The organism is Breoghania sp. L-A4, from assembly GCF_003432385.1.
Lineage (GTDB): Bacteria > Pseudomonadota > Alphaproteobacteria > Rhizobiales > Stappiaceae > Breoghania.
This window is the reverse complement of record NZ_CP031841.1, coordinates 1,780,940-1,806,478: the sequence shown is the minus strand read 5'-3', so window position 1 is coordinate 1,806,478 and position 25,539 is coordinate 1,780,940. Positions and strand designations below refer to the sequence as shown.

General features: G+C 61.1%; 21 protein-coding genes and 2 pseudogenes. 12 read left to right on the top strand and 11 right to left on the bottom strand.

Annotation, left to right across the window (positions count from 1 at the left end):
• Window positions 1-119: 119 nt before the first annotated feature.
• From D1F64_RS08380 to D1F64_RS08365, 3 genes and pseudogenes are all read right to left on the bottom strand, one after another.
• Complete coding sequence (locus D1F64_RS08380) at window positions 120-860, bottom strand: SDR family oxidoreductase (RefSeq protein WP_117412073.1); 741 nt, start codon at window positions 858-860, stop codon at window positions 120-122.
• Window positions 861-891: 31 nt separating this feature from the next.
• A pseudogene (locus D1F64_RS08375) lies at window positions 892-2,399 on the bottom strand (altronate dehydratase family protein).
• Window positions 2,400-2,647: 248 nt separating this feature from the next.
• Window positions 2,648-3,558: pseudogene (locus tag D1F64_RS08365) on the bottom strand (GntR family transcriptional regulator).
• A 211-nt stretch (window positions 3,559-3,769) separates the two neighbouring features.
• On the opposite strand from D1F64_RS08365, the gene D1F64_RS08360 reads away from it, so the two are divergent.
• The 5 genes from D1F64_RS08360 to D1F64_RS08340 all read left to right on the top strand — a co-directional run bounded on the left by D1F64_RS08360 (window position 3,770) and on the right by D1F64_RS08340 (window position 9,094).
• A complete protein-coding gene (locus tag D1F64_RS08360; protein WP_248304662.1) occupies window positions 3,770-4,753 on the top strand; it encodes an ABC transporter permease in 984 nt (327 codons plus the stop codon).
• Entirely contained in the window at window positions 4,750-5,514 is a 765-nt protein-coding gene (locus tag D1F64_RS08355) for an ATP-binding cassette domain-containing protein (protein ID WP_117412071.1), read from the top strand. Before D1F64_RS08360 ends, D1F64_RS08355 begins: the two co-directional genes overlap by 4 nt.
• Window positions 5,515-5,596: 82 nt before the next feature.
• A complete protein-coding gene (locus D1F64_RS08350) occupies window positions 5,597-6,511 on the top strand; it encodes a sugar ABC transporter substrate-binding protein (RefSeq protein ID WP_346432323.1) in 915 nt (304 codons plus the stop codon).
• Between the two features lie 86 nt (window positions 6,512-6,597).
• Window positions 6,598-7,620 (top strand): zinc-binding alcohol dehydrogenase family protein, encoded by a 1,023-nt coding sequence (locus D1F64_RS08345; RefSeq protein ID WP_117412069.1) that lies wholly within the window; start codon window positions 6,598-6,600, stop codon window positions 7,618-7,620.
• Window positions 7,621-7,660: 40 nt separating this feature from the next.
• Window positions 7,661-9,094 (top strand): mannitol dehydrogenase family protein, encoded by a 1,434-nt coding sequence (locus tag D1F64_RS08340; protein ID WP_248304661.1) that lies wholly within the window; start codon window positions 7,661-7,663, stop codon window positions 9,092-9,094.
• 731 nt (window positions 9,095-9,825) lie between these two features.
• Here the strand turns inward: D1F64_RS08340 and D1F64_RS08325 are convergent.
• The 7 genes from D1F64_RS08325 to dctP all read right to left on the bottom strand — a co-directional run bounded on the left by D1F64_RS08325 (window position 9,826) and on the right by dctP (window position 17,226).
• Complete coding sequence (locus D1F64_RS08325; protein ID WP_117412065.1) at window positions 9,826-11,151, bottom strand: FAD-binding oxidoreductase; 1,326 nt, start codon at window positions 11,149-11,151, stop codon at window positions 9,826-9,828.
• A gap of 12 nt (window positions 11,152-11,163) precedes the next feature.
• Window positions 11,164-11,793: a DAK2 domain-containing protein gene (locus tag D1F64_RS08320; RefSeq protein WP_117412064.1), complete on the bottom strand. Its 630-nt coding sequence runs from the start codon at window positions 11,791-11,793 to the stop codon at window positions 11,164-11,166.
• Window positions 11,793-12,791, bottom strand: a complete 999-nt coding sequence (locus tag D1F64_RS08315) for a dihydroxyacetone kinase subunit DhaK (RefSeq protein ID WP_117412063.1) — start codon at window positions 12,789-12,791, stop codon at window positions 11,793-11,795. The genes D1F64_RS08320 and D1F64_RS08315 overlap by 1 nt, the downstream gene beginning before the upstream one ends.
• 23 nt (window positions 12,792-12,814) lie before the next feature.
• On the bottom strand, window positions 12,815-14,233 hold the full coding sequence (locus D1F64_RS08310; protein WP_117412062.1) for an amidase: 1,419 nt from the start codon (window positions 14,231-14,233) through the stop codon (window positions 12,815-12,817).
• Window positions 14,233-15,540, bottom strand: a complete 1,308-nt coding sequence (locus D1F64_RS08305; RefSeq protein WP_117412061.1) for a TRAP transporter large permease — start codon at window positions 15,538-15,540, stop codon at window positions 14,233-14,235. The genes D1F64_RS08310 and D1F64_RS08305 overlap by 1 nt, the downstream gene beginning before the upstream one ends.
• Window positions 15,537-16,082: a TRAP transporter small permease gene (locus tag D1F64_RS08300; protein ID WP_117412060.1), complete on the bottom strand. Its 546-nt coding sequence runs from the start codon at window positions 16,080-16,082 to the stop codon at window positions 15,537-15,539. The genes D1F64_RS08305 and D1F64_RS08300 overlap by 4 nt, the downstream gene beginning before the upstream one ends.
• Before the next feature lie 136 nt (window positions 16,083-16,218).
• A complete protein-coding gene (gene dctP, locus D1F64_RS08295; RefSeq protein ID WP_117412059.1) occupies window positions 16,219-17,226 on the bottom strand; it encodes a TRAP transporter substrate-binding protein DctP in 1,008 nt (335 codons plus the stop codon).
• 385 nt (window positions 17,227-17,611) lie between these two features.
• Between dctP and D1F64_RS08290 the strand changes: the two genes are divergently transcribed.
• From D1F64_RS08290 to D1F64_RS08275, 4 genes are all read left to right on the top strand, one after another.
• Entirely contained in the window at window positions 17,612-18,970 is a 1,359-nt protein-coding gene (locus D1F64_RS08290; RefSeq protein WP_117412058.1) for an MmgE/PrpD family protein, read from the top strand.
• A gap of 23 nt (window positions 18,971-18,993) precedes the next feature.
• Entirely contained in the window at window positions 18,994-19,800 is an 807-nt protein-coding gene (locus D1F64_RS08285) for an IclR family transcriptional regulator (protein ID WP_117412057.1), read from the top strand.
• 266 nt (window positions 19,801-20,066) lie between these two features.
• Entirely contained in the window at window positions 20,067-20,357 is a 291-nt protein-coding gene (locus D1F64_RS24375) for a pyocin activator PrtN family protein (RefSeq protein ID WP_346432312.1), read from the top strand.
• A gap of 365 nt (window positions 20,358-20,722) precedes the next feature.
• Window positions 20,723-21,412 (top strand): DUF998 domain-containing protein, encoded by a 690-nt coding sequence (locus D1F64_RS08275; RefSeq protein WP_162901420.1) that lies wholly within the window; start codon window positions 20,723-20,725, stop codon window positions 21,410-21,412.
• Window positions 21,413-21,415: 3 nt separating this feature from the next.
• Here D1F64_RS08275 and D1F64_RS08270 read toward each other — a convergent pair whose 3' ends face one another.
• Window positions 21,416-22,408 (bottom strand): aldo/keto reductase, encoded by a 993-nt coding sequence (locus D1F64_RS08270; protein ID WP_117412055.1) that lies wholly within the window; start codon window positions 22,406-22,408, stop codon window positions 21,416-21,418.
• A gap of 432 nt (window positions 22,409-22,840) precedes the next feature.
• Between D1F64_RS08270 and D1F64_RS08265 the strand changes: the two genes are divergently transcribed.
• From D1F64_RS08265 to D1F64_RS24370, 3 genes are all read left to right on the top strand, one after another.
• Window positions 22,841-23,227, top strand: a complete 387-nt coding sequence (locus D1F64_RS08265; protein ID WP_248304660.1) for a tudor domain-containing protein — start codon at window positions 22,841-22,843, stop codon at window positions 23,225-23,227.
• Window positions 23,228-23,286: 59 nt separating this feature from the next.
• Window positions 23,287-23,526: a hypothetical protein gene (locus tag D1F64_RS23760; protein WP_205470702.1), complete on the top strand. Its 240-nt coding sequence runs from the start codon at window positions 23,287-23,289 to the stop codon at window positions 23,524-23,526.
• 83 nt (window positions 23,527-23,609) lie between these two features.
• Window positions 23,610-25,001 carry an FAD-binding oxidoreductase gene (locus D1F64_RS24370; RefSeq protein ID WP_117412054.1) on the top strand — a complete coding sequence of 464 codons (1,392 nt, stop codon included), beginning with the start codon at window positions 23,610-23,612 and terminating at the stop codon, window positions 24,999-25,001.
• Window positions 25,002-25,539 lie beyond the last annotated feature (538 nt).

Below are 25,539 nucleotides of genomic sequence, written 5' to 3'. Positions count from 1 at the left end.
GCCGCGCCTGCGATATCCGAGACATGCGCCGACAGATCGCGAACGGTACCGTCCTCTGCCAGCGTGCCAGTTTCCCGTCCCCTGCGGGACCAAAACGCAAAAGCTTCATGTCGGGCTCCTCAAACGTTGGCCCAGCCGCCGTCGATGACATGGGCGACGCCGGTGGTATACGCGCTCTCGTCTGAAGCGAGATAAACCACCAGTGCGGCGACCTCTTCCGGTCGGCCGATCCGGCCGATCGGCTGACGCGCGACAAACGCCGCACGGGCGGCTTCGTAGTCGCCCGTCGCCCGCAGACGATCGTGCAGCGAGGGGCTCTCCACCGTGGCCGGACAGATCGCGTTGCAGCGGATACCCCTGTCGATGAAGTCCGCGGCGATCGACTTGGTCAATCCGATCACCCCCGCCTTCGTCGCGCCGTAGACGAAACGGTTCGGCGCCGCGATGATCGAGGAGGCGACCGAAGACATGTTGATGATCGACCCGCCGCCGTTCCCGATCATTCCGGGCAGAATGGCGCGGCACATGCGGTACATGGCGGTCATGTTGAGATCGAGCGAGAAGGCCCATTGGCCCTCATCGCAATCGAGAATGGTGCCGTTGGCGACGAAACCGGCGCAGTTAAACAGAATGTCGACCGCGCCCACAGCCGCCGCAGCGTCGACGATCGCCTTCGGGTCGCGCACATCCAGCATACGGGTTTCAATCCCATGCTCAGCCAGCGCGGCCAAGGCGTCGCCGTCAATATCCGTGGCGACGACCCGCGCGCCTTCCGCCGCCATGGCGAGAGCCGAGGCCCGTCCGATCCCCTGCCCCGCCGCCGTCACAAACGCGGATTTGCCTTTCAGCCGATCAGTCACAGTGAAAAACCTCTTCCATCATCGCCTGCCACTACATCACCGCCCCGATCTGCCAGGGCACGAACTCAACGCCACCGAAGCCCAGCTCCTCCGACTTGGTCGTCTCGCCCGAAGCGACGCGGATGAACAGTTCGAACAGTTCCCGTCCCTTATCCTCCAGCGACACCCCGTCGAGCACATCGCCCGTGTTGATGTCCATATCGTCTCGCATGCGCAGATACATCTCGGTGTTCGTCGAGACCTTGATACAGGGGACCGGCTTGAATCCGGACACCGAGCCGCGGCCCGTGGTGAAGACGATCAGGTTCGCGCCCGAGGCGACCTGGCCGGTGACGGAGCACGGGTCGTACCCGGGACTGTCCATGTAGACCAGGCCATGCCGGTCGATCGGCTCGGCATAGAGATAGACGCCTTCCAGCGGCGCCGATCCGCCCTTCGCCACGGCCCCCAGCGATTTCTCGAGAATCGTCGTGAGCCCGCCATTCTTGTTGCCGGGGCTGGGATTGTTGTTCATCTCGCCACCATTGCGTACCGTATAATCCTTCCACCAGCGAATGCGCGCGATCAATTTCTCCCCGACCTCGCGGCTGACGGCGCGACGCGTCAGAAGGTGCTCCGCGCCATAGATCTCCGGCGTTTCGGACAGGATGCTGGTGCCGCCATGCGCCACCAGCAGATCGGAAGCGACGCCCAGTGCGGGATTGGCGGTGATGCCGGAATAGCCGTCCGAACCGCCGCACTGCATGCCGATGACGAGTTCGGAAACCGGAACCGGCACACGCCGGCAGGTATCGGCGACCTCACACAATTCGCGCAGAATCCCGACGCCGCGTTCGACGGTCCGTTTCGTGCCGCCCATGTCCTGGATCGTCATGTGCCGGATATTGCCGTCGGCGCGCGGCCGATCCGGACCGACGAGACCGGAAACCCGCATAACCTCACAGCCCAGCCCGACGAGAAGAATGCCGGCGAAGTTCGGGTTCCGGGCATAGCCCTGCAGCGTGCGGTGCAAGGTGAGGAAACCCTCGTCATCGCCGGCCATGCCGCAACCTGTGGTGTGGACGATGGGGACGATCCCGTCGACGTTCTTCAAGCCGGCAAACCAGTCGCTTTTCTCCGCCGCCTCGGCGATGAAGCGGGCGACGGAACCGGAGCAGTTGACCGTGGACAGAATTCCGACATGGTTCCGCGTCCCCACCCGCCCGTCGGCGCGCCTGTACCCCTGGAAGAAGCGTTCCTCATTGGCCGGCGCGACCCGCTGAACCTCACTGCCAATGCCGTAATCCTGCGTGTGGTCGGCCATGGCCAGATTGGCGGTGTGAACATGCTCCCCGGGGCGATGTCCACGATGGCTTGGCCGATAATCTGACCGTAGCGCCGCACCAGCGAGCCGGCCGGAACGGCCTCCCGGGCGACCTTGTGGCCGCGCGCAACTGCGCCGGCCAGGGCGACCCCGCCGAGGATCGTGCCGGCGGGAAGATCGGCCAGGGCGATCAGAATATTATCCTTCGGGGACAACAAAATATAATTCGATGTCATTCGCCCTTCCTTGCAAGCGCGCGGTCGAGATGCATGTGTCCCCCGTCGACGAAGAGCCACGGGCCCGTAAGATACCGCGCTCGGTCAGACGGGGCGAAGGCGACCGTGGCGGCGATTTTTGCGTGCCCGGTCACCCGGACGCCCAGCGGGCGGAACGCTGCCCGCATTTTTCCGATGAACCGGCCCATTCGCCGAAGGCGCCAAGCCACGCGAGGGGACCGGCGCAGTCCCGAGACAGGCGAGCCCACTTACGCCTTGCCACCCGGCGGACCCAATTCCGACGTGGATCGGAGCAAGGTCTCACGTGCCGACGTCATATGCGCCCGACACGCAGCATCGACCGCATCGGCATTCCGCCCGAGCAGGGCGTCGATGTAGGTCAGATGTTCCCGTATGGCGACCTCGTTGCGTTGCCGCTCATCCTGCTTGTTCCACTGATAGTGATAGTGAAAGATCACCGTGATGATGTCGTAAAAGCCCTCGATAAACCGGTTCGGCGACGCGGCATTGATGAGACTGTGGAGCCGGCTGTCGAGATCCGAGAAGTCGTGATAGCGCTGCTCGATCTCGCCGAGCAGGGCCATGTGCTCGTCCCGCAGGATCTCAAGCTGTCGCCAAAGCGGTGAACTTCGCGAAAGCGCCACGAAGGCACGCGCCGACCGCAATTCGAACATCTCCCGTATTTCGAAAAGCTCCAGCGCGAATTCAGTCGTGAACCCATTGAAAACCCAACCCGTATTAGGTCGCTTCTCGATCAGGCCGAAGCTTCTGAATCGGTTGAGAAACTCACGGATGCCAGTGGTCGCGACGCCAAACCGGCGTGCGAGCTCAAGCTCGTTGATAACGGTTCCCGGCCGGGCGTTGTCGCGCAGCATCCACTCCATGAACCGCCGTTCGACCTGCGCCGCAGTCGGAACGGTTTCAGCCTCCGGGAACCGCTCGGGCGCGCCGCTTGGTGCCTGAACGATCCAATGCCGTCCCACTCCGGAGACGACGCCTCTTTCCGACAATGCGGCGAGGACTTTGCGAACTGTGGTCCGGCTGACACCGAGTTGCGCGCTGAGCGAACTCTCCGACGGCAAGGGTTCCCCTCCCGGAGCCTGACGACCAGATCGAGGGCGTCATTGAACGCGCGTTTGAATACCGTATCCGTCTTCAAGATATCGCTTCCAGATTCCAATTCGTTCTTAATGGATAAAAAACCTCTTGACGAGTCACGTCAGGTGGCTTTTTGTACTTAACAATCGTTTTTTCTCCATAATAAACATTCGGGATGGGGAACTCCATTGCAAAGGTCGGAACCCGCACCACAAGAAACCGAGGCGTGGGCTACGCAATTCAGGGGCGGGGGCGACAAGCCGGGCAAGGGATTGCTCGCCGTTTCCCTTGCCCTGAAGCTCCTCGGCTTCGGTCCTTTGCTGATCCTGTCGCTGCTCGTCGCGTTGATCGGATTTTTCACGCCAAATTTCCTGAGCCCCGGCAATCTGAGCAACATCGCCGCGCAAACCGCGGTGATCGCCATCGTTGCCATGGGTCAGCAGCTCGTCATCCTGACCAAGGGCATCGACCTTTCGGTCGGCGCGAACCTTGCTTTCGCAACCGTGATGGGCGGCCTGATGTATCGCGTGGCGGACTCGTCGACGGTGGTCATTTTGACGATGGTTCTTACCGGCGCTCTCGTCGGCGCGGTCAACGGTATCGTCTATGTATATGGACGGCTGCCGCATCCCTTTATCATCACCCTCGCGACACTCAGCATCTGCCGAGGCCTGGCGCTCGAATTCTCGATCGGTCACACGACCATGCGCGGCATGCCGGAATTTGTGACATTTCTCGGCGGAGAGTCCAGTCTCGGCTTGCCGAATTCCTTCTTCGTCGTGGCAGGTGTCGCGCTTCTAATTCTCGTCATGACCAAGTCCATGGTCTGGGGCCGCTGGGTCTATGCGGTCGGCGGGCAGCCGGAAGCGGCGCTTGAGATGGGTATTCCGGTCAAGGGCGTCCTGGTATCGGTCTACACGATATCTGGCCTCTGCGCGGGGATTGGAGCGGTCGCGCTCGCCGGAAGGACCGCGGCCAGTTCCCCGCTTTACGGAAATCTCCTGGAACTGGATACCATTGCGGCCGTCATTATCGGAGGCGCCAGTTTCCTCGGCGGGCGCGGTCATCTCGGTCATGCCCTGATCGGCGCCGTGATGATCGGTGTGATCCGCAATGCCTTGAACCTCCTCGGTGTCGACGTGTTCTTTCAGATGATCGCCATAGGCACCATCATCGTGCTGGCGGTCGAGGCGGATGTGTTTCGCAACTATCTGGAAGGCCGGGCGCGCGTCCTGCAGGCAGGGAGGGTCCAATGAGCGCCGCCGCCGCATCGCCGGTGCTGTCCGTCCGCCATGCGCATAAGCGGTTCGGCGCGGTCCACGCGTTGCGGGACGTCGGTCTCGACGCCTATCGCGGCGAAGTTCTCGCCCTGTTGGGCGACAATGGTGCCGGCAAGTCGACACTCGTCAAATGTATCAGCGGCGTACACAGCCTGGACGAAGGGGAGATTCTTCTCGACGGCGAACCGGCGGCCCTGCATTCCCCGGCAACGGCCCGCGACGCCGGGATCGAAACCGTCTACCAGGACCTCGCGTTGTTCGACAACCTGACGCCGGCGCAAAACTTCTATTGCGGTCGAGAACTGTCGTATCCGAATTGGCTGCCCCTCCCGCTCCGCTTCTTGCGCAAGCGCCCAATGGACCGTGAAGCCTCCGCGGTGATCGATCGGCTGAAGGTAAGGCTGCCGAAATTCGATGCCCCGGTCGCGCTGATGTCAGGTGGTCAGCGCCAGGCGATCGCCGTCGCCCGCGCGACGGTGTTCGCCCGCAAGCTGGTGATCCTCGACGAGCCGACGGCGGCGCTGGGCGTGCGGGAGTCCCACAAGGTCTTGGACCTGATCGCGCAACTGCGCGACGAGGGCAACGCGGTGATCCTGATCACCCACAACATGGAACATGTGGTCGAACTCGCCGACAGGGCGGTCGTGCTGCGACAGGGACTGAAGGTCGGTGAACTCAAGCCGGAGCGCACCAATCAACAGGACATGGTCGCCATGATCGTGGGGGCGGAGGCCTAGCGAATTCACCGCCCCGTCACGGCGGTGAACAAGGGGATCGCGTCGCCGTGATGCGGTCATGAGAGGGAGGAGTGATATGAGACTGAGACTCAGACTGTTCCTGGTCGGACTCGCGCTCGCCGCTGCGACTGCCGGTTCTGCCAAAGCCGAAGACGTCAAGATCGGCTTCATTACCAAGTTCCCGGTCCCGTTCTTCGCCACGATGGAAAACGCCGCCAAGACCTATGCCGAAGCAAATCCGGGCGTCGACATCATCTACGGCCAGGGAACCTCCGCCACGGATATCGAAGGGCAGATCGCCCTTATCGAATCCATGGTCACAAGGGGGGTTCAGGGGATCGCGTTGACCCCTGTCGACCCGACCGTGGCGCCCGCGCTCGACAAGGCAATCGCCGCCGGCGTGAAAATCGTCCTGATGGATAACAACATCCCGGACTGGGATGGCAGGACGGCGCTGGCGACAACGGATAACTATAACGCCGGCAAGATCGCGGGGCAGTATCTGAAGACCGTGCTCACGGATGGCGACACTCTGGGGATACTGGAAGGCGTTCCTGGCGTTCCGTCGCTCGACGACCGCGTGAACGGTATGCTCGACGGTCTGAAAGGCGTCGACGTCACGATTGTCGGGCGCGGTACCACGAACTGTACCGAGGAACTGGGCATCAACGTTGCCGAAGACCTGTTGACGGCGAATCCCGACCTGAAGGCGATTTACGCGGCATGTGGACCGCCGGCGGCGGGTGCCGCGCAGGCTGTCAAGAATGCCAAAAAGGACCTCGACGAATTCGTACTCGTCGGCTTCGACTTCTGCTGCGGCGAGGAAGAAGCGCTGACCGCCGGTATCGAAGACGCCACGGTGGCCCAGTTCCCCGCCAAAATGGCGGAACTGGGCGTTGACGCCCTGGTCAAGGCCATCCGCGGTGAAAAAGTCGATTCTCTGATCGACTCCGGTGCCGCCCTGGTAACCAAGGCAAGCATGGCTCAGTTCAAGTGAGCAGAAGACAAGGGGGCCGGCCTTCCGCCGGTCCCCTCGCCTGCCTTTCCGGCCGGCCTTCAACTTCAGCGACGGGCGAGCGTGTCATGCAGTCGAACAAATCTCTCGTGTGTTCCAAACCGGGGTTCCTGCATTTGGAGCAGCGACCACCACCTCACCCGGAACCCGGGCACGCGTTGGTGCGGACCCATCGGGTCGGCATCTGCGGTACCGATTTTCACATTTTCGAGGGGAAGCACCCGTATCTTCAATACCCACGCGTCATGGGTCATGAGCTCGCCGTCGAAGTGTTGGAAGCCCCGGCGGGTTCGGGATTCGCGATCGGCGAGCTATGCGTCGTCAATCCGTATATCGCCTGCGGCGGGTGTAACGCCTGCCGCGCCGGCAAGCCCAATTGCTGCGCGCGGATCTCGGTCCTTGGCGTGCATCGGGACGGAGGCATGGCGGGACTGCTGTCCATTCCTGTGGGAAACCTTCTTCACGCGGATGGTCTTTCGGCCGACGCCTGCGCATCCGTCGAGTTCCTGTCGATCGGCGCCCATGCCGTCCGGCGCGGCGCGGTTGCCGAAGGTGACCGGATTCTCGTCGTCGGCGCAGGCCCGATTGGCCTGGGCGTCGCGCTGTTCGGCCGTCTGGCCGGCGGCGACGTTACGGTACTGGACATGTCGGCCGAGAGAATCGCGACGGCAAAATCCATTCTCGGCGTCGACGCGATTGGCGGTGACGGCAATCCGGCGGAGGCCATCTCGGCACGCACGCGGAGCGAGGGGTATGACGTCGTTTTCGACGCCACCGGCGACCAACGATCGATGCAGGCGGGATTCGGGTATGTGGCGCATGGCGGCCGCTACGTTCTTGTCAGTGTGGTCAACGACATGATCACATTCCCTGACCCCGTATTCCATAGCCGCGAAATGACACTTTTCGGCAGCCGCAACGCAACGTCCAGCGATTTCGAGCGCGTCATCAGCGCCATCCGGAACGATGACGTTCCCCTCCGCGATTTCATCACGCACCGGACCAGCCTTGCCGAGGCGATCGGCAACATCCCGATATGGGCGACCGACAAGTCCGGCTTGATAAAGGCACTGATCGAATTCGATGGATGATCCGTTGCGATCGCGACTCTCGGAGTCAAATTCGGCAGCATTGATCCCTTACGACCGGCCCAGCGTGACGCCCGGGATCGTTCATCTGGGCGTCGGCGCGTTCCACCGCGCGCATATGGCCGCCTATATCGACGACCTGCTGTCCGGTGATCCGTCCTGGGGGATTGTTGGCGCGTCGCTCAGGCGACCCGACACGCTCCGTGCTCTGGCGCCCCAAGATTTTCTCTATACGCTCGTAACGCGTAGCGGGTCGGAAACGAAATGTCGCGTCATCGGCGCCCTCATCGGCGTATTGCATTCCGGATCCCGGCACCGGGAGCTGCTGCGAACGATGACGGATCCGAGAACCCGCATCGTCTCGCTCACCATCACGGAAAAGGGCTACTGTCACGACCCGGCCACAGGACGTCTATCGCTTGCCCACCCGGCTATCGTCCACGACCTTGCCACGCCCGATGCGCCATTGAGCGCCCCCGGACTGCTCTGCCGTGCGCTGGAATTGCGCCGGACCGCTGGCGTCATACCGTTCACCGTCCTCTCGTGCGACAACCTGCCGGAAAACGGGCGAACGACGGCGGCGATCGTTACCGAATTTGCGGCTCAGCACGACGAGGAATTGGCACGGCATATCAATACCGAGGTCGCCTTCCCGTCGACCATGGTCGACCGGATCGTACCGGCGACGACTGATGAGGACAGGATGAATGTGGTCGAGGAGACCGGCCGATACGATGCATGGCCGGTCGTGACCGAACCGTTCACGCAATGGGTGATGGAGGACAGATTCACCGCGGGCCGGCCAAAGTTCGAAACGGCGGGCGTTGAGCTCGTTGCCGATGTCCGGCCATACGAGATTATGAAGCTCCGCATGCTCAACGGCGGTCATTCGATGCTCGCCTATCTTGGGTATCTGGCCGGTTTTGAGTTTGTCAGCGATACCGTCGCGGATCCCGCGTTCCGCGACCTCGCCCGCGACTTCATGAACGCCGAAGTCATGGAAACGCTGCCAAGCGGGACCGGCGATCCCGGTGCCTATTGCGATATGCTGTTGGAACGTTTCGCCAATCCGGCCCTCAGACACCGGACATGGCAGATCGCCATGGACGGCAGCCAGAAACTGCCTCAGCGACTTTTGGGAACCATCCAGGACCGTCTTCGGCTCGGTCTGCCGATATCCCGTGGCGCGCTGGCCGTCGCGGCATGGATGCGCTACGTTTCAGGCATCGACGAAACGGGGCGGGAGATCGATGTCAGGGATCCCCTGTCCAGGCGGCTGCGGGCGATCGCTCGGGCCGGCGGCGACCCAGCCAACATGGTCGACGGGTTCCTGCAGGTGCGCGAGGTCTTCGGCGAAACCCTGGCGCGGGACCCCGAATTTCGGGCCGCATTGATCGGCCATCTGGAGTCACTCCTGCATCGCGGCGCCGCGCAGACCGTTCGGTCCCTCGCACAGGGAGGGACGTTCGCGTGCTGATCTTCGTGCGTCCCCGCGGCCGCAAGGCTCGTTCCCTGAACCCAAAACCGTAGGCGTCCGATCCAGCGTCCGGCGCTCGGCCAGCATGTGTCGTGTCGGTGAGGCGATATGGAGGGGTTCCGACCAAAGCTCGACGCATTCGCGGTTCCGGTACTCGCATTCGCCCGGCACGAAGACGACGTCAAGTTCGCGTGCTCGTAGAGCAGCTATGTGCTGGTCCCTGCCACCATCATGGACCTCGATCCGAATCTTCGGATATTCCTGCTGATAGCCGACGATGAGCTTTCAAAGGAAACCGCCGGCAAGTGATGTCAGAACGCCGATCAGAACGTTTCCGGTATCGGCGCGACCCGCCGAATGGGCTGCGCGCCGCGCCTGGTCCAGTTGCTGAAGCGCGGTCCTGCACCTCTTCAAGATGCCGTTGGCCGGCATTGGTCAACCGGACGCCTGTATTGCCCCGTTCGAGAAGCGAAACACCGAGCTTTTCCTCCAGACGCATGATCTTGCGGCTTACGCAGGACTGCCCGACACCGAGCAATTCGGCCGCCTTTCGCAGGCTTCCGTTCTCAGCGGCGGCTACGAGGTAGCGGATTTCCGAAAGTCGAGGCATCGGCTGCAACGACCACCACAAAGATGCTCAACTTCCGAGACACCGAGGGTGCACGCAGGAGCACATGCGATCTCGCAACTCTCGTCCGTCCCGAACTTCTTTCATTTCCTTGGCTCGTGCTTCAATGCCGCAGCTTTCCAAATCGATCGAATCGAAATGGCTCCATAGAAACAATCGGCGTTTCAGCCGATATGATGTCAGCGACCAAATGCGCCGCACCCGGTCCGATGCCGAACCCATGGCCCGAGAAGCCACTTGCGAGAACGAGGCCACTTATTCCTTCAACACTATCAATCACCGGCACGGCATCGGGCGTAACATCAATTGCGCAGCCCCAGCCTTCGGCGAGTTGGGCGCCCGCAAATTCCGGAAATGCCTTTGTCAGATTGCGCAAGCCCTCCCTCAAAATATCCTCGGAAGGTTTGGGATTGAGCACGCGCAGCTTTTCAAACGGCGTCACCTCGCCGCTCGTCCAGCGTTTCGCCATTGCCAACTCGTTGAAAAACGCCTGACCAAATCTGAGGCGGATTTCATTACCCTCTGAGCGGAAGGCAGGCAGGAACTGGAAAAAAAGCCGGAAACTGTCGGGCACAATTTGCGCCAGATTGGCATTCTTTTGCGCAATCGTGTAGCCGCCATCAAGCCGTTTGCGGAATGCAAAATCATTGCCCGCCACCGCACATTCCGGCGCGCCTTCCAGCGGCTTGGTGCGCATTACCGACCCGATAACTTTGAGCTGCGGGAAATCGATACCCAAATTGCCACAGAACAGCCGCGTCCACGCGCCGGTCGCCAAAACGACATTACTACATCTAATCTCGCCATGTTCGGTCACAACCGAATGCACAGCCCCGCCCGCGGTCTCGATGGTGCGCACGGCACAGCTTTCGATAATCGTGCCGCCGCTCTCGCGGAACGCCGCCGCGATCGCAGGTGTCGCGAACGATGGCTCCGCGCGCCCATCGCTCTTGGTATAAAGCCCGCCTTCCCAATTTCCGGCCAGACTCGGTAGTTCATCGGCCAATTGCTTGGGCGTCAGCAACGTTGAGTCGATGCCGTGCTCTTGCGCGATGTCCAACCAGTCGGAGTATTTCTGCAAGTCCTTCGGCGTCATGCAAAGATAGTGGATTCCGGTTTCCCGGAACCCCGTTTCCCGCCCGGTCAGTTCGTTCATCCCCGCCCACAGTGTGGCGCTCGCCAGCGACAAGGGGATTTCCGAAGGATCGCGACCCATTTTGCGCACCCAGCCCCAATTGCGGCCCGACTGCTCGCAGGCCACGTGCGCCTTCTCGCAAATCACCACCGAAAAGCCGCGCTTGACGAGAAACAGCCCGGTCGCTGCGCCGATAATCCCGCCCCCCACAATCACCACATCAGCGCGTTCGGGCAGTTCAGGGCGCCCGATGGTGGCGGGCCCCTGATAGGTCCCTGAGATCTGGTCGTTCATCTTGTCGACTGACTATGTGTAAGTGGGAGCGGAATGGGTCATAGCGGCAACGCCCACGTCTAGCGCCACCATGCCGGGGTCGTCGGACCCAACGCCTTTGGAAGGTTCGAGCCGCAGCCGGCCCATGATCGCGGGCTTGTCGCGAAAGGCGGTCAGTGTTTCGGCTGCGGCCCCATGCGCGGCCCGCGCCACTTGATGCGCGTCCTCGAGGCCTTTCACTGCCTGTGAAATCGCGTGCACGCCATCAAGCACAGTCTTGCTCCCCAATTGCGCTTTGGAGCGCTGCCGCATGGCCGTGAGCGCTTCGGCGAGCAATGCGTCAAGGTCGAGATAATCAGCGCATTTCTGCCCTTTGGTTTTCATCGACAGTGTCATCAAGCCCGTCATCATCACAGCGCTGAGGCTCGAGCCGGAGTGTTTGGAGATGATTTTCGCAAGCCGCATAAAGGCCTCGGAAACGTCATCACCGTAAGGCGCAATATCCGCCAGAATGGCTTTGGAAACCGTTGAAAGCGTCGTGCCCATATCCCCGTCGCCGCCCGCGGCATCAAGCTTGTTGAAGCGCTCGGTGTTGGCGACAAACGCCTCAGCCACGCGCTGCGCTGCCGCACCGATATCCTTTCCGTTGAAAGACTTGGACATCAGGCTCTCCAAAGCGGGCACTTGACCGGCGCATTGAGCATATCCAACAGCTCATCATCGACCGCCATTATCGATAGCGAGGCGCCGGCCATTTCCATCGAGGTCGCATAGTGCCCGACAAGCGAGTAAGCGACCGACAGTCCCGCCGCGTCGAGGAGTTCCGCAACCTTTCGGTACAAGATGTAAAGTTCATCCAACGGCGTTGCGCCAAGACTATTGACGAGCACAGCTAACCGCCCACCCTTCTTGGGCTCCAAATCGGCCAGCAGGCGCTCAACCATTTCGGCGGCAATCTCGTCAACGGGCTTCAGCGCACCGCGCCACAATCCCTTTTCGCCATGGATACCCATGCCCATCTCGATGGAATTCGCATCGAGCACAAATGTCGGCTCACCTGCCTGGGGCACCGTACAGCCCGAAAGGGCAACACCCATGGAGCGGCATCCGGCCATGGCCTTTTCAGTGATGGCCTTGACCGCTTCAAGCGTCAGGCCTTTTTCCGCCGCCGCTCCGGCAATCTTGAACGCAAAAATCAGGCCCGCCACGCCGCGCCGCGTCTCCGCATTCTCTTTGGGCGCACTGGCCACATCGTCGGCCACAATAACGGTGGCCCAGTCGGTGCCTTCTGCTGCCAGCACATCATTGGCCATGCCGAAGACCATGGTATCGCCGCCATAATTGCCAATGATCGACAAAACCCCGCCGCCAAAATCCGCCGCCTTCAGGCTCTCGGACACATCGTCAAAAGAGGGACCTGCAAACACGTGCCCAACCGCACAGCTATCGAGTAGCCCCTCGCCCACATAACCGGCAAACAGCGGCAAATGACCAAACCCGCCGCCAGACACCACGCCAACCTTACCGGCCGGTTTCCGCGCTGCACGCTCCACGACACGACCATTGCTGCCCGAAATTTTATAGCTCGAAGGATGGGCGAGGCGCATGCCTTCAAGCGCTTCGTCGACATAACTGTCAGGGTTATTGATGAGTTTTTTCATCAGAATTGGTCTTTCGCTTTTGGTCAGTATCCCGCAGGGGCATGCACCAGCCCGCCGCGGTGTTTTTCAAAGGCGCGTGCGATGCGCAAAGCGCGCGCATCGTCATATTTGCGCACCACAATCTGGATGCCCGCCGGCATGCCTTCAGATGTCAGCCCGGTCGGCGCCGTCACCGCCGCAAGGTCCAAGAGATTGACGACCCGGCCATAGAAATTGGGTGGCGCAGCTTCATCGACATCGTTCAACGCGCACGCGACGATATGGCTGCCGGGCATGATGAATGCGTCGTAGCCCGCCGCGCGTTTGGCAAATTCTGCCTGCGCCGCAAGCCGCGATTTCAGCGTCTGTTGATACGCGTCGCCAGAAATCGTCTTGCCGGCCATGATGCGGCCCTTGATAACCGGGTCGACAGGGCTATTCTCCGCCTCGACATATTTGCCGAGCGCGCGATAGCTCTCATAGCTCATGATTTCGCCGCCCGATTTCAGATAATCGGCAATGCTGAGCGGCAGGCGAACGGGCGAAATTCTGGCGCCGAGCACTTCGAGTTCATCAAGCGCCTTGTTGTGCAGCCGCAAAATATCCGGGTCGACGCCCTCAAGATCGGCATCGACAAGCCGGCCGATTTTCATGCCTTCAATGCCCGCCTCGAGATCGGTCAGGGCATCGATTTTCGGGGCATGTCCGCTCGCCGGGTCACGCGGGTCGGTGCCTTGCATCACATTGAGCAGCAATGCCGCATCATGCACAGTGCGGGTAAACCACCCCACACTGTCATGCGTGCCGCAAAGCGGCACCACTCCGCCGCGACCAATCAGGCCGTGCGATGTTTTCATGCCGATGACACCACACCAGGTCGCCGGCGTTCTGACCGATCCACCCGTGTCAGTTCCGATGGAGACCGGAGCGAGCCCGGCGGCGACCGCCACTGCCGACCCGCTGCTTGAACCACCGGCCACCCGATACACATTTCTATCCCACGGATTTCGCGGTGGCTCCATGACCGGATTGGTGCCCCAGCCGCCAAAGCCGAACTCGGTCATGTGTGTGCGCCCCAGCACCACCATCCCGGCCTTTTCCAGCAATTGCAGAACATAGGCGGAAGCGCTTGGATGGCGATCGGTAATGGCGATGGATCCGGCGCGGGTCGGCAGGTTGGAGATATCGAACAGGTCCTTGACTGCAACGGGCACGCCCCAAAGCGGCCCACCTTGTCCACCCTTTGCCCGGACGTCATCCCGCGCCCGCGCGTCCGCCAAAGCACGCGCTGCAAAAACCTCGGAAAACGCGTGAAGTTCAGGATCGAACCGCGCGATACGGTCAAGGTAGAAGCGCGTCAACTCCTCGGCGCTTGCCGCCTTGCCTGCGGACAGTTCATCCAACTCATTGGCAAGCTGCGGCCTACCGCATCCCACCTCGATTTGTTCATCTGCCGCAGTCATTAGTTTATCCCGAGGACCAGGCGCGGCAGCCACAGCGACAGTTCTGGAATGAACGTAGTGAGCATCAAAACCGGGAGATAAGCGAAAAGCACGAGAATGAGTGTCGGCTTAAGCATGCCCTCAAGACGCGTCTTGCCAATCCGCGCACCGAAATAGAGAAGGGGCGCGGTAGGCGGCGTAATGTTGCCCATGCCCAGATTGACACCGATGATGGCGGCGAAATGCACGGGGTGAATGTCAAGTTCCCGGATGACGGGAAGCAACATCGGCGTCGCCAACAACAATCCGCTGAAATCATCCATGATCATGCCCAGCACGATCAGAAAGACATTGATAAGCAGCAGCAGAACGATGCGGTCCTGGCTTATTGAAAGGAGCAGATTGACCACCGATTGCGGCACGTTCTCCATCGTATAAAGCCGGCTGAGCATCACGGCGAAGAAGACCAATACCATGACGACGCCCACGGTGGTTCCGGCCGTATACCCGATCCGCCAAAGCTCTTTCAGTGGAATGTCACGGTATATAATGACGCCGACAATGAGAGCGTAAACGACCGCGATCGCCGCTGCTTCGGTCGGCGTTGCCAGACCTCCGTAGATTGATGTCAGGATGACCACTGGCATCACCAGGCCAAGCGTCGCTCGACGGCCCTTGTGGCCAATATCCTTCACGGCCTCGCGGATCCCGACCGCCTCAGGCTGCACAATCGGCATCTTGCGAGTCAATACGAAGTTCCAGACGGAAAACAGCCCCATGAGCAAGAAAGCCGGAACAATGGGAGCCAGAAAGCAGGCCGCAATCGAGGTACCCGATATCCAGCCATAAACGATTTGCGCTGAACTGGGGGGGATGAGAAGCGCCAGCACAGACGATGCAGCGACCAGGGCTGCCGCATAGCCCCGATCGTAGCCGCGTTCCACCAATCGCGGCACCATGATCGTGCCCATCGCGGCGACAGCGGAGGATGCGGTGCCTGAAATGGCGCCGAACACTGCCGTGACGACAATGACCACCACTCCCAAACCACCTTTGAGACGCCCAAAGATGCTGTCGCAAAAGTCGACAAGCCGGGCGGCGAGGCTGCCAGTGCTCATGATCTCTCCAACGAGAATAAAGAGCGGCATGGCCAGAAGGATTATCGAGGAGGTCTTGTTGAATCCGGCAGCAACCAGAAAGTTGGATCCGCCGTAGTCGCCAGTCAGAAACAGGAACAGCGCAGCCGCCGCAAAGCAGAACGGAACTGGTACGCCGATAATCAGCAATCCCATCAGCAGCAGGACATCGATGATGATTTCCGCACTCATCCAACCACCCCTTCCCGAGCACTGGCAAAGGGTGTTCTTCCCGTAAGCCGTAGGACCACCAGAATGAAATCGACGAGGAAATAGAAGCTCATCAGGCCGAGACCGACGGCCATTGCAGCATGGACGTAGTAAAGTGGCATCTGCAGCTCAAGCGAGTGCGGCCGGCGCTCGATGCTCCAGAGAAGATACTGAACCACCCATACTGTCATCCAGGCTGCGACCACTAAAGTGATCAACTTGATAATCAAATCGATCGCTCCAATGACCTTGGCATTCTTGACGATCACATCCAGAAGACTGGCGGATATGTGGGAGCGTTCGTAGGCTCCATAGGCGCCGCCGATGAAGTAGGTCCACACCGCCAGATATGTTGCGAGTTCCTCGATGCCGTGGAGCGGCAAGAACAGGAAATAGCGAAAGATTATCTCCATCATCACGAGGATCGTGACGCCCGCGCAGGTAACAACCAGCATTAACTTCTGCAGCCATAACTTGAAGGCCCAAAGCCCCTGCAGCAGCCCGCTTAATCCGATTTCGGCCATTTCTCTCCTCCCCGAGAGCCAACAGATGCTGCCGCCAATTTGATGGTTGATTGTTTATCGATGGTCCGGCCCGCCAAGTGAACCTTTCCACCCAGCGGACACGGAACCGGCGTACCGGCTCCGTGCGCTCGTGCTGTTACATGCCAAGTTCCGATTTCAGACGCGAATAAAGCTCTTCGCCGATCTCGTCCTTGATCTCGGGCCATACGTCCTGACGCGCAGCCGTGGCGAACGCCAGCATGGCATCCTTGTCCAGGGTCACGACCTTGATGCCGGCATCGCGAAGCTGCTGCATGTAGGCTTCGTCCGACGCTTCCGCGACCGGAAACCGCTCGTTCATGACCTTGACTGCGGCCTCCTGAACCGCGGCCCTGTCGTCCTCCGACAAGCCGTCGAACAGCTCCTTGTTGATCATGATGTAGTGATTTTCGAAGTGATCGTTGTACTGGACATACATCTTGGTGATGTCCTTGAAGTGCGTAACGGTCAATTCGGGATTGCCGCCGATGACGCCATCGGCCACGCCGGTTTGCAGTGCGGTATAGACTTCGTCCCATGGTATCATCGAGACGGTAAAGCCGAAGCGCTCCATCAGGGCCCGGTGCGTCACGCCGCCCGGCCAGACACGAACCTTCAGCCCCTGCTGCGCATTCGGGTCCGTCGGCGCCGGCAGTTCCTTGGTAAAGGCGCCGCCGCCCATTCCAAGCGCCCATGTGCTGAGAATCTGAACGCCCTGGTCGGCAACGATGCCGCTGACGATTTCGTACATGTAGCCGCCCGGCGCATAAGCCTTGGCCGCTTCTTCATAATCTGCGACCGCGTACGGGAACGAGTCGATCGCGAGGCGGGCATCGAAGGTGGATGGCACGGCGCCCATGGTCATTTGCACGGCGCCACTCGTCACCTGTTCGTAGACCTCGGTCCAGTCTCCGAGCTGATTGGACGGAAACACCTGAATATCGATCCGCCCGTCAGATATTTCCTTAACAAGTTCGGCAAAGCGCAAAGATCCTTCATGCGCTTCCGAGTCGGGCTGATACGACGTCGACAGACGCCATTCAGCCGCGTGCGCTGCCGTCATTGTCAACGTCAGGATGGAAACGACACCTGCCGTTTTTATCCAGGATTTCAGATCGTTTGACATTCCATACCTCCTTGATGGTGGTCACACCGCATTCAGGGCTTGAATCAGTTTTGCAACCGGAAGCCGGCGGCACGGACCCACAGAACCCACAGACGCCCTGTTCTTGAAGTCTGCGGAATCGGGCCCGATAGAACTTTCGGGACGAAAGAGAGTTCGCCGCGGAACCCGGCGCCACGCATGCCGAGCCGGCGCAGGTGCACGTTTCCCCCCGCTTCCACCAACCACGAAACGCACGCAGGTCTGTCGGCCAGGTTGGGCGTTGCCAGGCATCCTCATGTTCATGCTCCTCCATTCGACATGCACACCATATTTCACGATATGATTTTTTCAAGTAGTTTTTTTCATATTATGGAAATACAGTGCACGGCAATATGGGAGGCGACAAATGACGGTTGCGGAGCAGCTTGCTCAAACACTCACGGACGTGAACACAGTGCCCGCGGAGGTGTCCGCCAAGGTCATTGATGCCATTCAGGACCTCACCGCTTCTGCCCTGGCAGGCCTGGGCACACCCGCAGTCGAGGCAAGCAAAGCCGCCGCCGCTCGAATTTGGGGCGGAGGAGCTGCCGTGAGCTGGTTCAGCGACACGCGCCTCACCGTGCCCGGCGCGGCCTATTTGAACGCAACACTGTCAAGCGTAATGGACCTAGATGATGGGCATCGCGCAGCGGTCGGCCATCCCGGAGCGGGAATCGTCCCCGCAGTTCTGGCGACGTGCGATGTTTTTGACGCTCCCTTTGAAAGTGTCATCACCGCAATTGCCATCGGCTATGAAGTGGCGGTACGCATTGCGGCGTCCCGGCATCATTCAAAACTCACGACTATGGTATCAGGCCCTTGGATCGGGCAGGGTGTCGCTGCAGCTGCAGCCCATCTTCGCAAAATGCCGCCTCACCAGATGGCTCAAGCGATCGCACTCGCCGGAGCGTCCGCGCCCAATCTTCTCGCGGTCGGGTACTCAAAAGTCATGGGCAATCACCTCAAAGAGGGTATTCCCTGGGCAACAGCCGCGGGATTGAGTGCTGTCGACCTGGCAGATGCAGGTTTCACCGGCCCCATCGATTTGCTGGACAATGAGGAGATTTACAGGCGCAAGATTCTTCTTGATGACCTTGGTGAAAAATGGGTTCTTCCGGACGTCTATTTCAAACCCTACAGTTGCTGCCGTTGGGCGCATGCCGCGATGGACGCCGCATTGCAACTGCAAGCCGAACATCGGCTGGAAGCCGACGAAATTCGGCGCATAGACATTGAAACCTTTGGCTGGGCGCTCCGGCTGAACAATGACGTTCATCCGGCATCCCTTGAGTCCGCGCAATATAGCGTTCCGTTTTGTGTTGCCCTGGTGCTGACGGCCGGCGCTGACGCGTTCTTGCCCATGAGCGAAGCAGCCTTGAGTGACACAAGGGCAGTTACGCTTGCTGAAAAAGTTCGTCTGCTCCACTCGGATCGGTTTGAAGCCATGTTTCCCCAGGCAGTGCCAGCCAAGCTGACCATTCACACATCCCGAGGACGCTGGGGCTGCGAGGTTCTCACACCGCTGGGTGAGGCCACCAACCCGATGACTGCAGAGCACATGCGTGCCAAGTTCCAGAGTATTGCCGCATCCAAACTTGCGCCAGTCGATGCTGAGAGGATCGACAAGGCATTCCAAGCTCTACGCAACGGACAATTGCAGAAATTCAAGAATGATCTCGCTGCGCCATTGACTGTATATAGTGGCACGACTCGCTTGACCGGCTGAGCGAAGGACCCGAACCGAATAAGATGTTGACCAAAGCAGACAAAACCACCGGCACGCAATTGCTGGACCGGGCGATCTCCATTCTCAATCACCTCGGAGAGGCCGGTGCAGACGGCGCGCGCATGTCAGATCTTGCAGAGGCGTGCGGTCTCAATCCCTCGACCGCGCACCGGATCATCTCAAGTCTTGAAAACCACGGTCTGATTGAACGCATTGAAGGCACCCGCCGTTTCCGGTTGGGACTTGCTCTTTTTGCACTGGGCGCAAAAGCGGCAGATGGCACCGGCTTCAGGCGAGCCTGTCATCCATCATTGGTCCGCATTGCCGGCGAAACCGGCGACATGATCTTCCTTATGGCGCGCTCTGGTTTCAATACGGTTTGCGTCGACCGCCAAGAAGGTACCTATGTGATCGAAACCTTGACCGGACAGGTGGGTGGCCAGATCCCGCTGGGAGTCGGCTCCGCTGGCCAAGCGATCCTTGCCTTCCTCCCCGAAACTGAGGCCAACGCCATCATCGCCGCCAATTCAACGACATATGAGGGTTACAACAAGCTCACCGCTGGCGAGATCCTCAGGCGCCTGCCCGAAATCAGGAAACTCGGCTATGCCTTGGATCACGGTCAACTCGTCGAAGGTATTTCGGCACTGGCCATGCCCATTCGTCTGAAAGACAATAGCGTGGCCGGCGCGCTCTCCATCAATATGACCAGCGTCCGAATGAAAGCCGAAAGACTTGACGAGTTGCTCAATATATTGCGCCGGGAAATCGCTATCATTGCCGATACGGTCAATCCCCATGAAGTGAGTGCAGCCAAGAAAGCGCGCTGAAGCTTCGTGTAAACACCGCCGGCGCGGGGTGAAAATCGCCATTCAAAAGCTGTTGCGGCGCGAGCGAGCACCAGCCGAGGAACTGATCCACAAAAGAAAGAAATTACCTCGACCAGAGACCTCGGGGACATCCAACGGCCGCGTGACCAATTTACCTGCTCGCGTCGCGGCAACCGCCTCGCCCGTTCATCGGCCGCTTCGATGAAGCGCTATGGTCGGCCTGCCGGCGGGTGAGACTTCCGATTACTTCGCCTTGCTATCCAGTCATGCGCCGGGCAACCAGCTTCGCTTCTCTCGCGCAGAAGAGTCTGCTTTTTTGCGGGAACATGAACACTGCATTTCAATTGATAGCGATGTACTCAGGTCAGCCGGTCATTTCGGCTGAGGAAGTGGCAAGGGACTTCTTCGGTTTGACGAAGGCGAAGTTTGTCCGGAAAGTTACGGCCGGTGATATCGCCCTCCCCTCGTTCGGATGGAGGCGCCGCGGAATTGCGCGAAGGGCGTGCGCATCAACGACCTCGCCGCATACCTGGACAAGCGCAGAGCTGCGGCAGTGAAAGAATGTCAGCAGCTTCAAGACACGGGACGTCCATGGAAATCTCAGATGCTGGACGGGAAGCACGCTCTGTTCCCGCAGCGCACCGGGAACTCCACGTTGGAACCGCTTGCAGGGCTTCTGGTACCTGGCACAAGGACAACTCTACTAATGCACTGCTCTTGCCCTTGAATTTAGCCGTTGTCCGTCCAATCCATCATGGGCGCGACTGCCAGTATTTCCTTGCGATCGAGGCGCATGCGGCCCTCGGTTCGATTTTCAGCGCGTCGCATAGACGCGCGTGGTCTTTGTGTAAAACAATGCAAACCCACCTGATGCGCCCGCACGAGGCGCGGCTCCGGGGAAACCAGACAAGGGATGCCGCGCATGCCTCACGCGTCGAACGATCACGTCGCCACCCGGCTGTTGGTGCTCGCGGCGGGCCTTAGCTGGGCCGCCAATGTCCAGTTCCCGATCAGCGAGTGGGCCACGATGGCCTTTGCCGTGGACTATTCCGCCTGGACCCAGGACATCAGTGTGCTGGGCATCACCCGTTGCGGACCGTTTCTGTCGGGCGACGCGCCCGCGCCTGTCCCGGTGTGCTCACCAAAGCACATGGTACTGAACGTCAGCCTGTTCATCCTCGGACTGCAGGTGATCACCGGCGCGGCCCTGTCGCGCGCGGCGTGGCCGGACGGCTGGATGACGACAGTCGGACTGTGCCTTGTCGCGGCCTCCGGTGTCGGGCTGCTGCTCGTCGGCGTCTCGCCTCTCGATGTGGCGCGGGGACCGCATTTCATCGGCGCCGCGATGAACTTCTGTCTCGGCGGCGCGGGCTTCGTCATCCTCGGCGTCGCCTGCCGGAAAGCGGCCCCGCGCCGGGCCGCCTTCAGCCTACTGTGCGGCGCAACTACGCTCATCGCGACCTGGCTCTACAGCGCGCAGATTTACGAAACGCTGGGACGCGGCGGCATGGAGCGGCTGGCCGCCTATTCGATGACCCTGTGGTTTGTCGGCACCGGCCTGTCGTTGCTGGCAGGCGAGTGCCGCGCGGCAACGGTCACCGCGCAGGCGTAGAAGTCATTTCTCGCTGTCGAGCTGCGCCATCTGCATCGCCATGTAACGCTCGCCGGCCGCGGCTCCCTTGGGCATGGCCGCCTCGATCGCCGCGAGGTCGCCTGGATCGAGCACCGCGTCCATTGCGCCCAACGCCTCCGCAAGCTGGTCGCGGCGGCGCGAGCCCACCACCGGCACGATGTCGGTGCCTTGCGCCGCCACCCAGGCGATTGCCGCCTGCGCCGCCGTCAGCCCCTTGTCACGCGCCACCGCGCGCAAGGCTTCCACCAGCGCCAGGTTGTGATCGATATTGCCGCCTTGATAACGCGGGGTATGGCCGCGGAAATCCCCCGGCAACTGCTTGTCGGGGCTCCAGTGGCCGGAGATCAGCCCGCGCGCAAGCACGCCGTAGGCGGTGATGGCGATGCCGAGCGCGCGCGTCGTGGGCAGGATCTTGTCCTCGATGCCGCGCGAGATCAGCGAATACTCGATCTGCAGGTCGCAGATGGGATGCACGGCCGCCGCGCGGCGGATGGTGTCCGCGCCGAGTTCCGACAGGCCGATATGGCGCACGTATCCCGCCTGCACCATCTCCGCAATGCCGCCGATGGTTTCCTCGATCGGCACGTTCGGATCGAGCCGCGCCGGGCGATAGATGTCGATGTGGTCCAGCCCCAGCCGCTCCAGCGTATAGCTGAGAAAATTCTTCATCGCCGCGGGACGGGTGTCGTTGCCGTGCCAGCCGCCGGCGGGATCGCGCAGGGCGCCGAACTTGACAGAGATCTGGTAGCTGTCGCGCGGCCGGCCCCTGATGGCCTCGCCGATCAGCATCTCGTTGTGGCCCGCGCCGTAAAAATCGCCCGTATCGAGCAAGGTGATACCGGCATCGAACGCGGCATGGATCGTGGCGATGCTTTCGTCGCGATCGGCCGGACCGTACATGCCGGACATGCCCATGCAGCCAAGACCAAGAGCGGAAACCTCCGGGCCGGTCGTTCCAAGCTGTCGTAACTTCATTTCCCGTCCTTTCGTCCTGCGGCGCGATCCGCATCCACGGACTATGGCCATTCGTTCGATAATCCGTCACGCGAAACACATTGCGCGAATTATGGAACAGGCGACGCCTTCGGTCTCGATGCTTTCGCCGCCCTTGCGCTCCATTGCTGCATACGCAGGATTGCGGGACTGCATTCACTCAAGCCCATCGTGCCTTATCATTCCGGTGCGCCGGTTGCCCGGCAGAAGATGCGCCAGCCCCCTGACAATCAATCCCCGCGCCGCAGAGACGTATTGGGAGACCTTTCGTTGTGGCGTGCGCCGGAATTGCGACCGATCGTTTGGTACATGGCCTCCCCCACACGCCATCGTCTTTTACATTGCCGGCATCTGGCGACTGAGATATCGTGATAAGCCTTATCCATATGGTGCAGGCACGGGAGGCTTGCTCCCATGGGTTTTCATCTCATGAACGGGAAGATCTTTGTAGTGGCGGCCGGCGTTTTTGCCTCGCTCGCTACGCCTGTTGGTGCGCAGACGGCAGGAGACTGGGTGCTCGGCAAATACCAGGGCGGCGCGTACTGGTATCCGGGCATTGTCGAATCCATCGGCAATGGCACCGTGACCGTGCGCTACGACGACGGCGACCGCGAGACCGTCGGCACGAGCGCCGTCCGGCCTTATGACTGGATGATCGGCATGAAGGTTGAGTGCAATTTCAAGGGTGGCGGAGAGTGGTACTCCGGTACGATCGCATCGCTGGCCGGGGAGAAGATCGGGATCGCCTATGATGACGGAGACAAGGAAACGACTAAAACCGGCCGCTGCCGGACAGACTAGTCGTTCGATCACGTCAAAGACTGCTGCGTCAGGCTCATAGACGCGCCGCCTTACCGACTATGACCACTAACGAGAGAAAAGCCCGCTTCGGCGGGTTTTTTTGCCGCTTTGCCTCTGACATTATGGTGCGCATCAATCCGCCGGGGCCGTTATTCAAACGCGGTGCGCTGGAACCGGTGCTGCCGGACTGGTGGCAGAGCTTTCCGGGGCCATTCCTCTCCTATGTCAGCCGGACGCCCCATGCCCGCCCCTTGCGCGCCTTCGTGGATCATATCAAGGCCGTGGGCCGCGAAAGCTGACCAGGACGGCCGCACCATGCGCCCGCTCGCCAAACCACTGTCCCGGCGCTATCGTCGGGCGCTTTCCGCAACAGAGTTCCCGCATGACCCGCCTCTATTCGCCGCACGCCTATGACCGCTCCCGCCTTGTCGGCAGCTACTGGGAAACCACGGTCGATCCCGACAGCCGGCGCCATGCGGCTCTTGCGGAAGACACGCATGCGGATTTCGCGGTCATCGGCGCGGGGTTCACGGGGCTGAACGCCGCCAAGCGGCTTGCCGAGGCGCATCAGGCGGATGTGCGGGTGCTCGATGCCGGCGATCCGGGCTGGGGCGCATCGGGACGCAACGGCGGGTTTTGCTGCCGGGGCGGCATCAAGCTTGGCGATCCGGAGATTGCCCGGCGCTTCGGCATCGACGAGGCAAAGCGGCTGTTTCATTTCCAGCGCACGGCGATCGACCATGTCGCGGCGATTCTCGACGACAACGGCATCGACGCGCAACGCCATTCGCATGGCGAGACGGCGCTGGCGCACCGGGCCAGGGAGTTCGATGCCTTCGCCGAGGAAGCGGCGTTCCTGGAAAGGAATTTCGGCGTCCGGGCACACATCCACCCCAAGGAAGAGCTTGGCGAACTGGGGCTGGCGGCGCAGGGGTTTCACGGCGGCATGACGGTGCCCATCGGTTTCGCGCTCAACCCGATGCGCTATCTCACAGGTCTTGCGACGGCGGCGGCGCGGGCCGGCGCGCGGATCCACGGGCGCTCTCCCGTGACCCGCGTCGAACGAGCGGACGGGCGCTGGCGCCTGTCGACGCCTCAGGGCTCCTTGACCGCGAAGCGGCTGATCGTCGCCACCAACGGCTACACGCAGGATGACCTGAGCCCCGCACTGGCCGGACGCCTTCTTCCCGCCGTCTCCGCCATCATCGTCACCCGCCCGATAAGCGCGGAGGATCTGGCCCGGCAGGGCTGGACATCGGACCAGATGGTCTACGACACGCGCCACCTGCTGCACTATTTCCGGCTGATGCCGGACGGGCGGTTTCTGTTCGGCATGCGCGGCGCGCTCGACACGGCGCCGCGGGACGAAGCCTGGATGCGCCGGAGCATCGAGCGGGATTTCCGCGCCATGTTTCCCGCCTGGCGCGATGTGGCGATCGACCACTTCTGGTCCGGCCTCATCTGTCTGGCCCGTGATCGCTCGGCTTGCATCGGACCGCTCGGCGAAGCGCCGGACGCCTGGACGGCGCTCGGCTATCACGGCAACGGCGTGTCGCTGGGATCATACTCCGGCGCCATCGTCGCCGACCTCGCAGCCGGAGCGATCACCCCGGACGCAATCCCGGCGCCGCTGCGCGGCCCGCTGAGGCGCTTCCCATTCCCCGCCCTGCGCAAGGCCTACCTGCGCGGCGCCTATCTCTGGTACGGGCTGTCGGATGCTTTGCCTTGGAGCGGTTCGTCGAACGAACACCCGGATGACGGAAGACAGCTCTGAGCACAGCGCTGGCGCGCGATTCTCAGCCCTTTCGGAAATACAGATGCCCGCGCGCCCACATTGAGGACATGAAGCTGCGGGCGCCGGCAATGGGGTCTTCCGGCACGATCCTGGAGCGGGCGCACGCCCGCTCCACACATTGTGCGACGGTCTTCTCGCCATCGACCGCGACCATGAGCTCATGGTCGAACGGTCCAAGCGCCAAAACATGCCGGTCGCGTTTCCATACAACCTGCCCTTCGCCGCAGTGTCAGACGGCGCCGGGCGAAGCCCGATACGCTTGTGCGGCGAAAAATCCTGCCATTCGTTTCCGTCGAAGTCGATTTCATACCCGGAGGCAGAACGGTGACAGAGGTTGAACCGATGCGTCTTGTGCATTTGGAAAAAATTGTCGACGAAAGTGGCTTGCTCCTTCAACGGCAAAGCGATCAGGCGTTCGTATCCAGGAAAATTGGGCAGAAGGAAATTGATCGCCGCGTAGGCCCCGTTGTCCAGCCAGCCCCGGAATTGCATGTCGATTTGCTCGACGAACTCGAAA

Bases quoted from the DNA above. Each gene is read 5' to 3' on its own strand.
- D1F64_RS08355 (WP_117412071.1), top strand. From the start codon at position 4,750: ATGAGCGCCGCCGCCGCATCGCCGGTGCTGTCCGTCCGCCATGCGCAT.
- D1F64_RS08345 (WP_117412069.1), top strand. From the start codon at position 6,598: ATGCAGTCGAACAAATCTCTCGTGTGTTCCAAACCGGGGTTCCTGCAT.
- D1F64_RS08325 (WP_117412065.1), bottom strand. From the start codon at position 11,151: ATGAACGACCAGATCTCAGGGACCTATCAGGGGCCCGCCACCATCGGG.
- D1F64_RS08320 (WP_117412064.1), bottom strand. From the start codon at position 11,793: ATGTCCAAGTCTTTCAACGGAAAGGATATCGGTGCGGCAGCGCAGCGC.
- D1F64_RS08315 (WP_117412063.1), bottom strand. From the start codon at position 12,791: ATGAAAAAACTCATCAATAACCCTGACAGTTATGTCGACGAAGCGCTT.
- D1F64_RS08310 (WP_117412062.1), bottom strand. From the start codon at position 14,233: ATGACTGCGGCAGATGAACAAATCGAGGTGGGATGCGGTAGGCCGCAG.
- D1F64_RS08305 (WP_117412061.1), bottom strand. From the start codon at position 15,540: ATGAGTGCGGAAATCATCATCGATGTCCTGCTGCTGATGGGATTGCTG.
- D1F64_RS08300 (WP_117412060.1), bottom strand. From the start codon at position 16,082: ATGGCCGAAATCGGATTAAGCGGGCTGCTGCAGGGGCTTTGGGCCTTC.
- dctP (WP_117412059.1), bottom strand. From the start codon at position 17,226: ATGTCAAACGATCTGAAATCCTGGATAAAAACGGCAGGTGTCGTTTCC.
- D1F64_RS08290 (WP_117412058.1), top strand. From the start codon at position 17,612: ATGACGGTTGCGGAGCAGCTTGCTCAAACACTCACGGACGTGAACACA.
- D1F64_RS08285 (WP_117412057.1), top strand. From the start codon at position 18,994: ATGTTGACCAAAGCAGACAAAACCACCGGCACGCAATTGCTGGACCGG.
- D1F64_RS24375 (WP_346432312.1), top strand. From the start codon at position 20,067: ATGCGCCGGGCAACCAGCTTCGCTTCTCTCGCGCAGAAGAGTCTGCTT.
- D1F64_RS08275 (WP_162901420.1), top strand. From the start codon at position 20,723: ATGCCTCACGCGTCGAACGATCACGTCGCCACCCGGCTGTTGGTGCTC.
- D1F64_RS08270 (WP_117412055.1), bottom strand. From the start codon at position 22,408: ATGAAGTTACGACAGCTTGGAACGACCGGCCCGGAGGTTTCCGCTCTT.
- D1F64_RS08265 (WP_248304660.1), top strand. From the start codon at position 22,841: ATGGGTTTTCATCTCATGAACGGGAAGATCTTTGTAGTGGCGGCCGGC.
- D1F64_RS23760 (WP_205470702.1), top strand. From the start codon at position 23,287: ATGACCACTAACGAGAGAAAAGCCCGCTTCGGCGGGTTTTTTTGCCGC.
- D1F64_RS24370 (WP_117412054.1), top strand. From the start codon at position 23,610: ATGACCCGCCTCTATTCGCCGCACGCCTATGACCGCTCCCGCCTTGTC.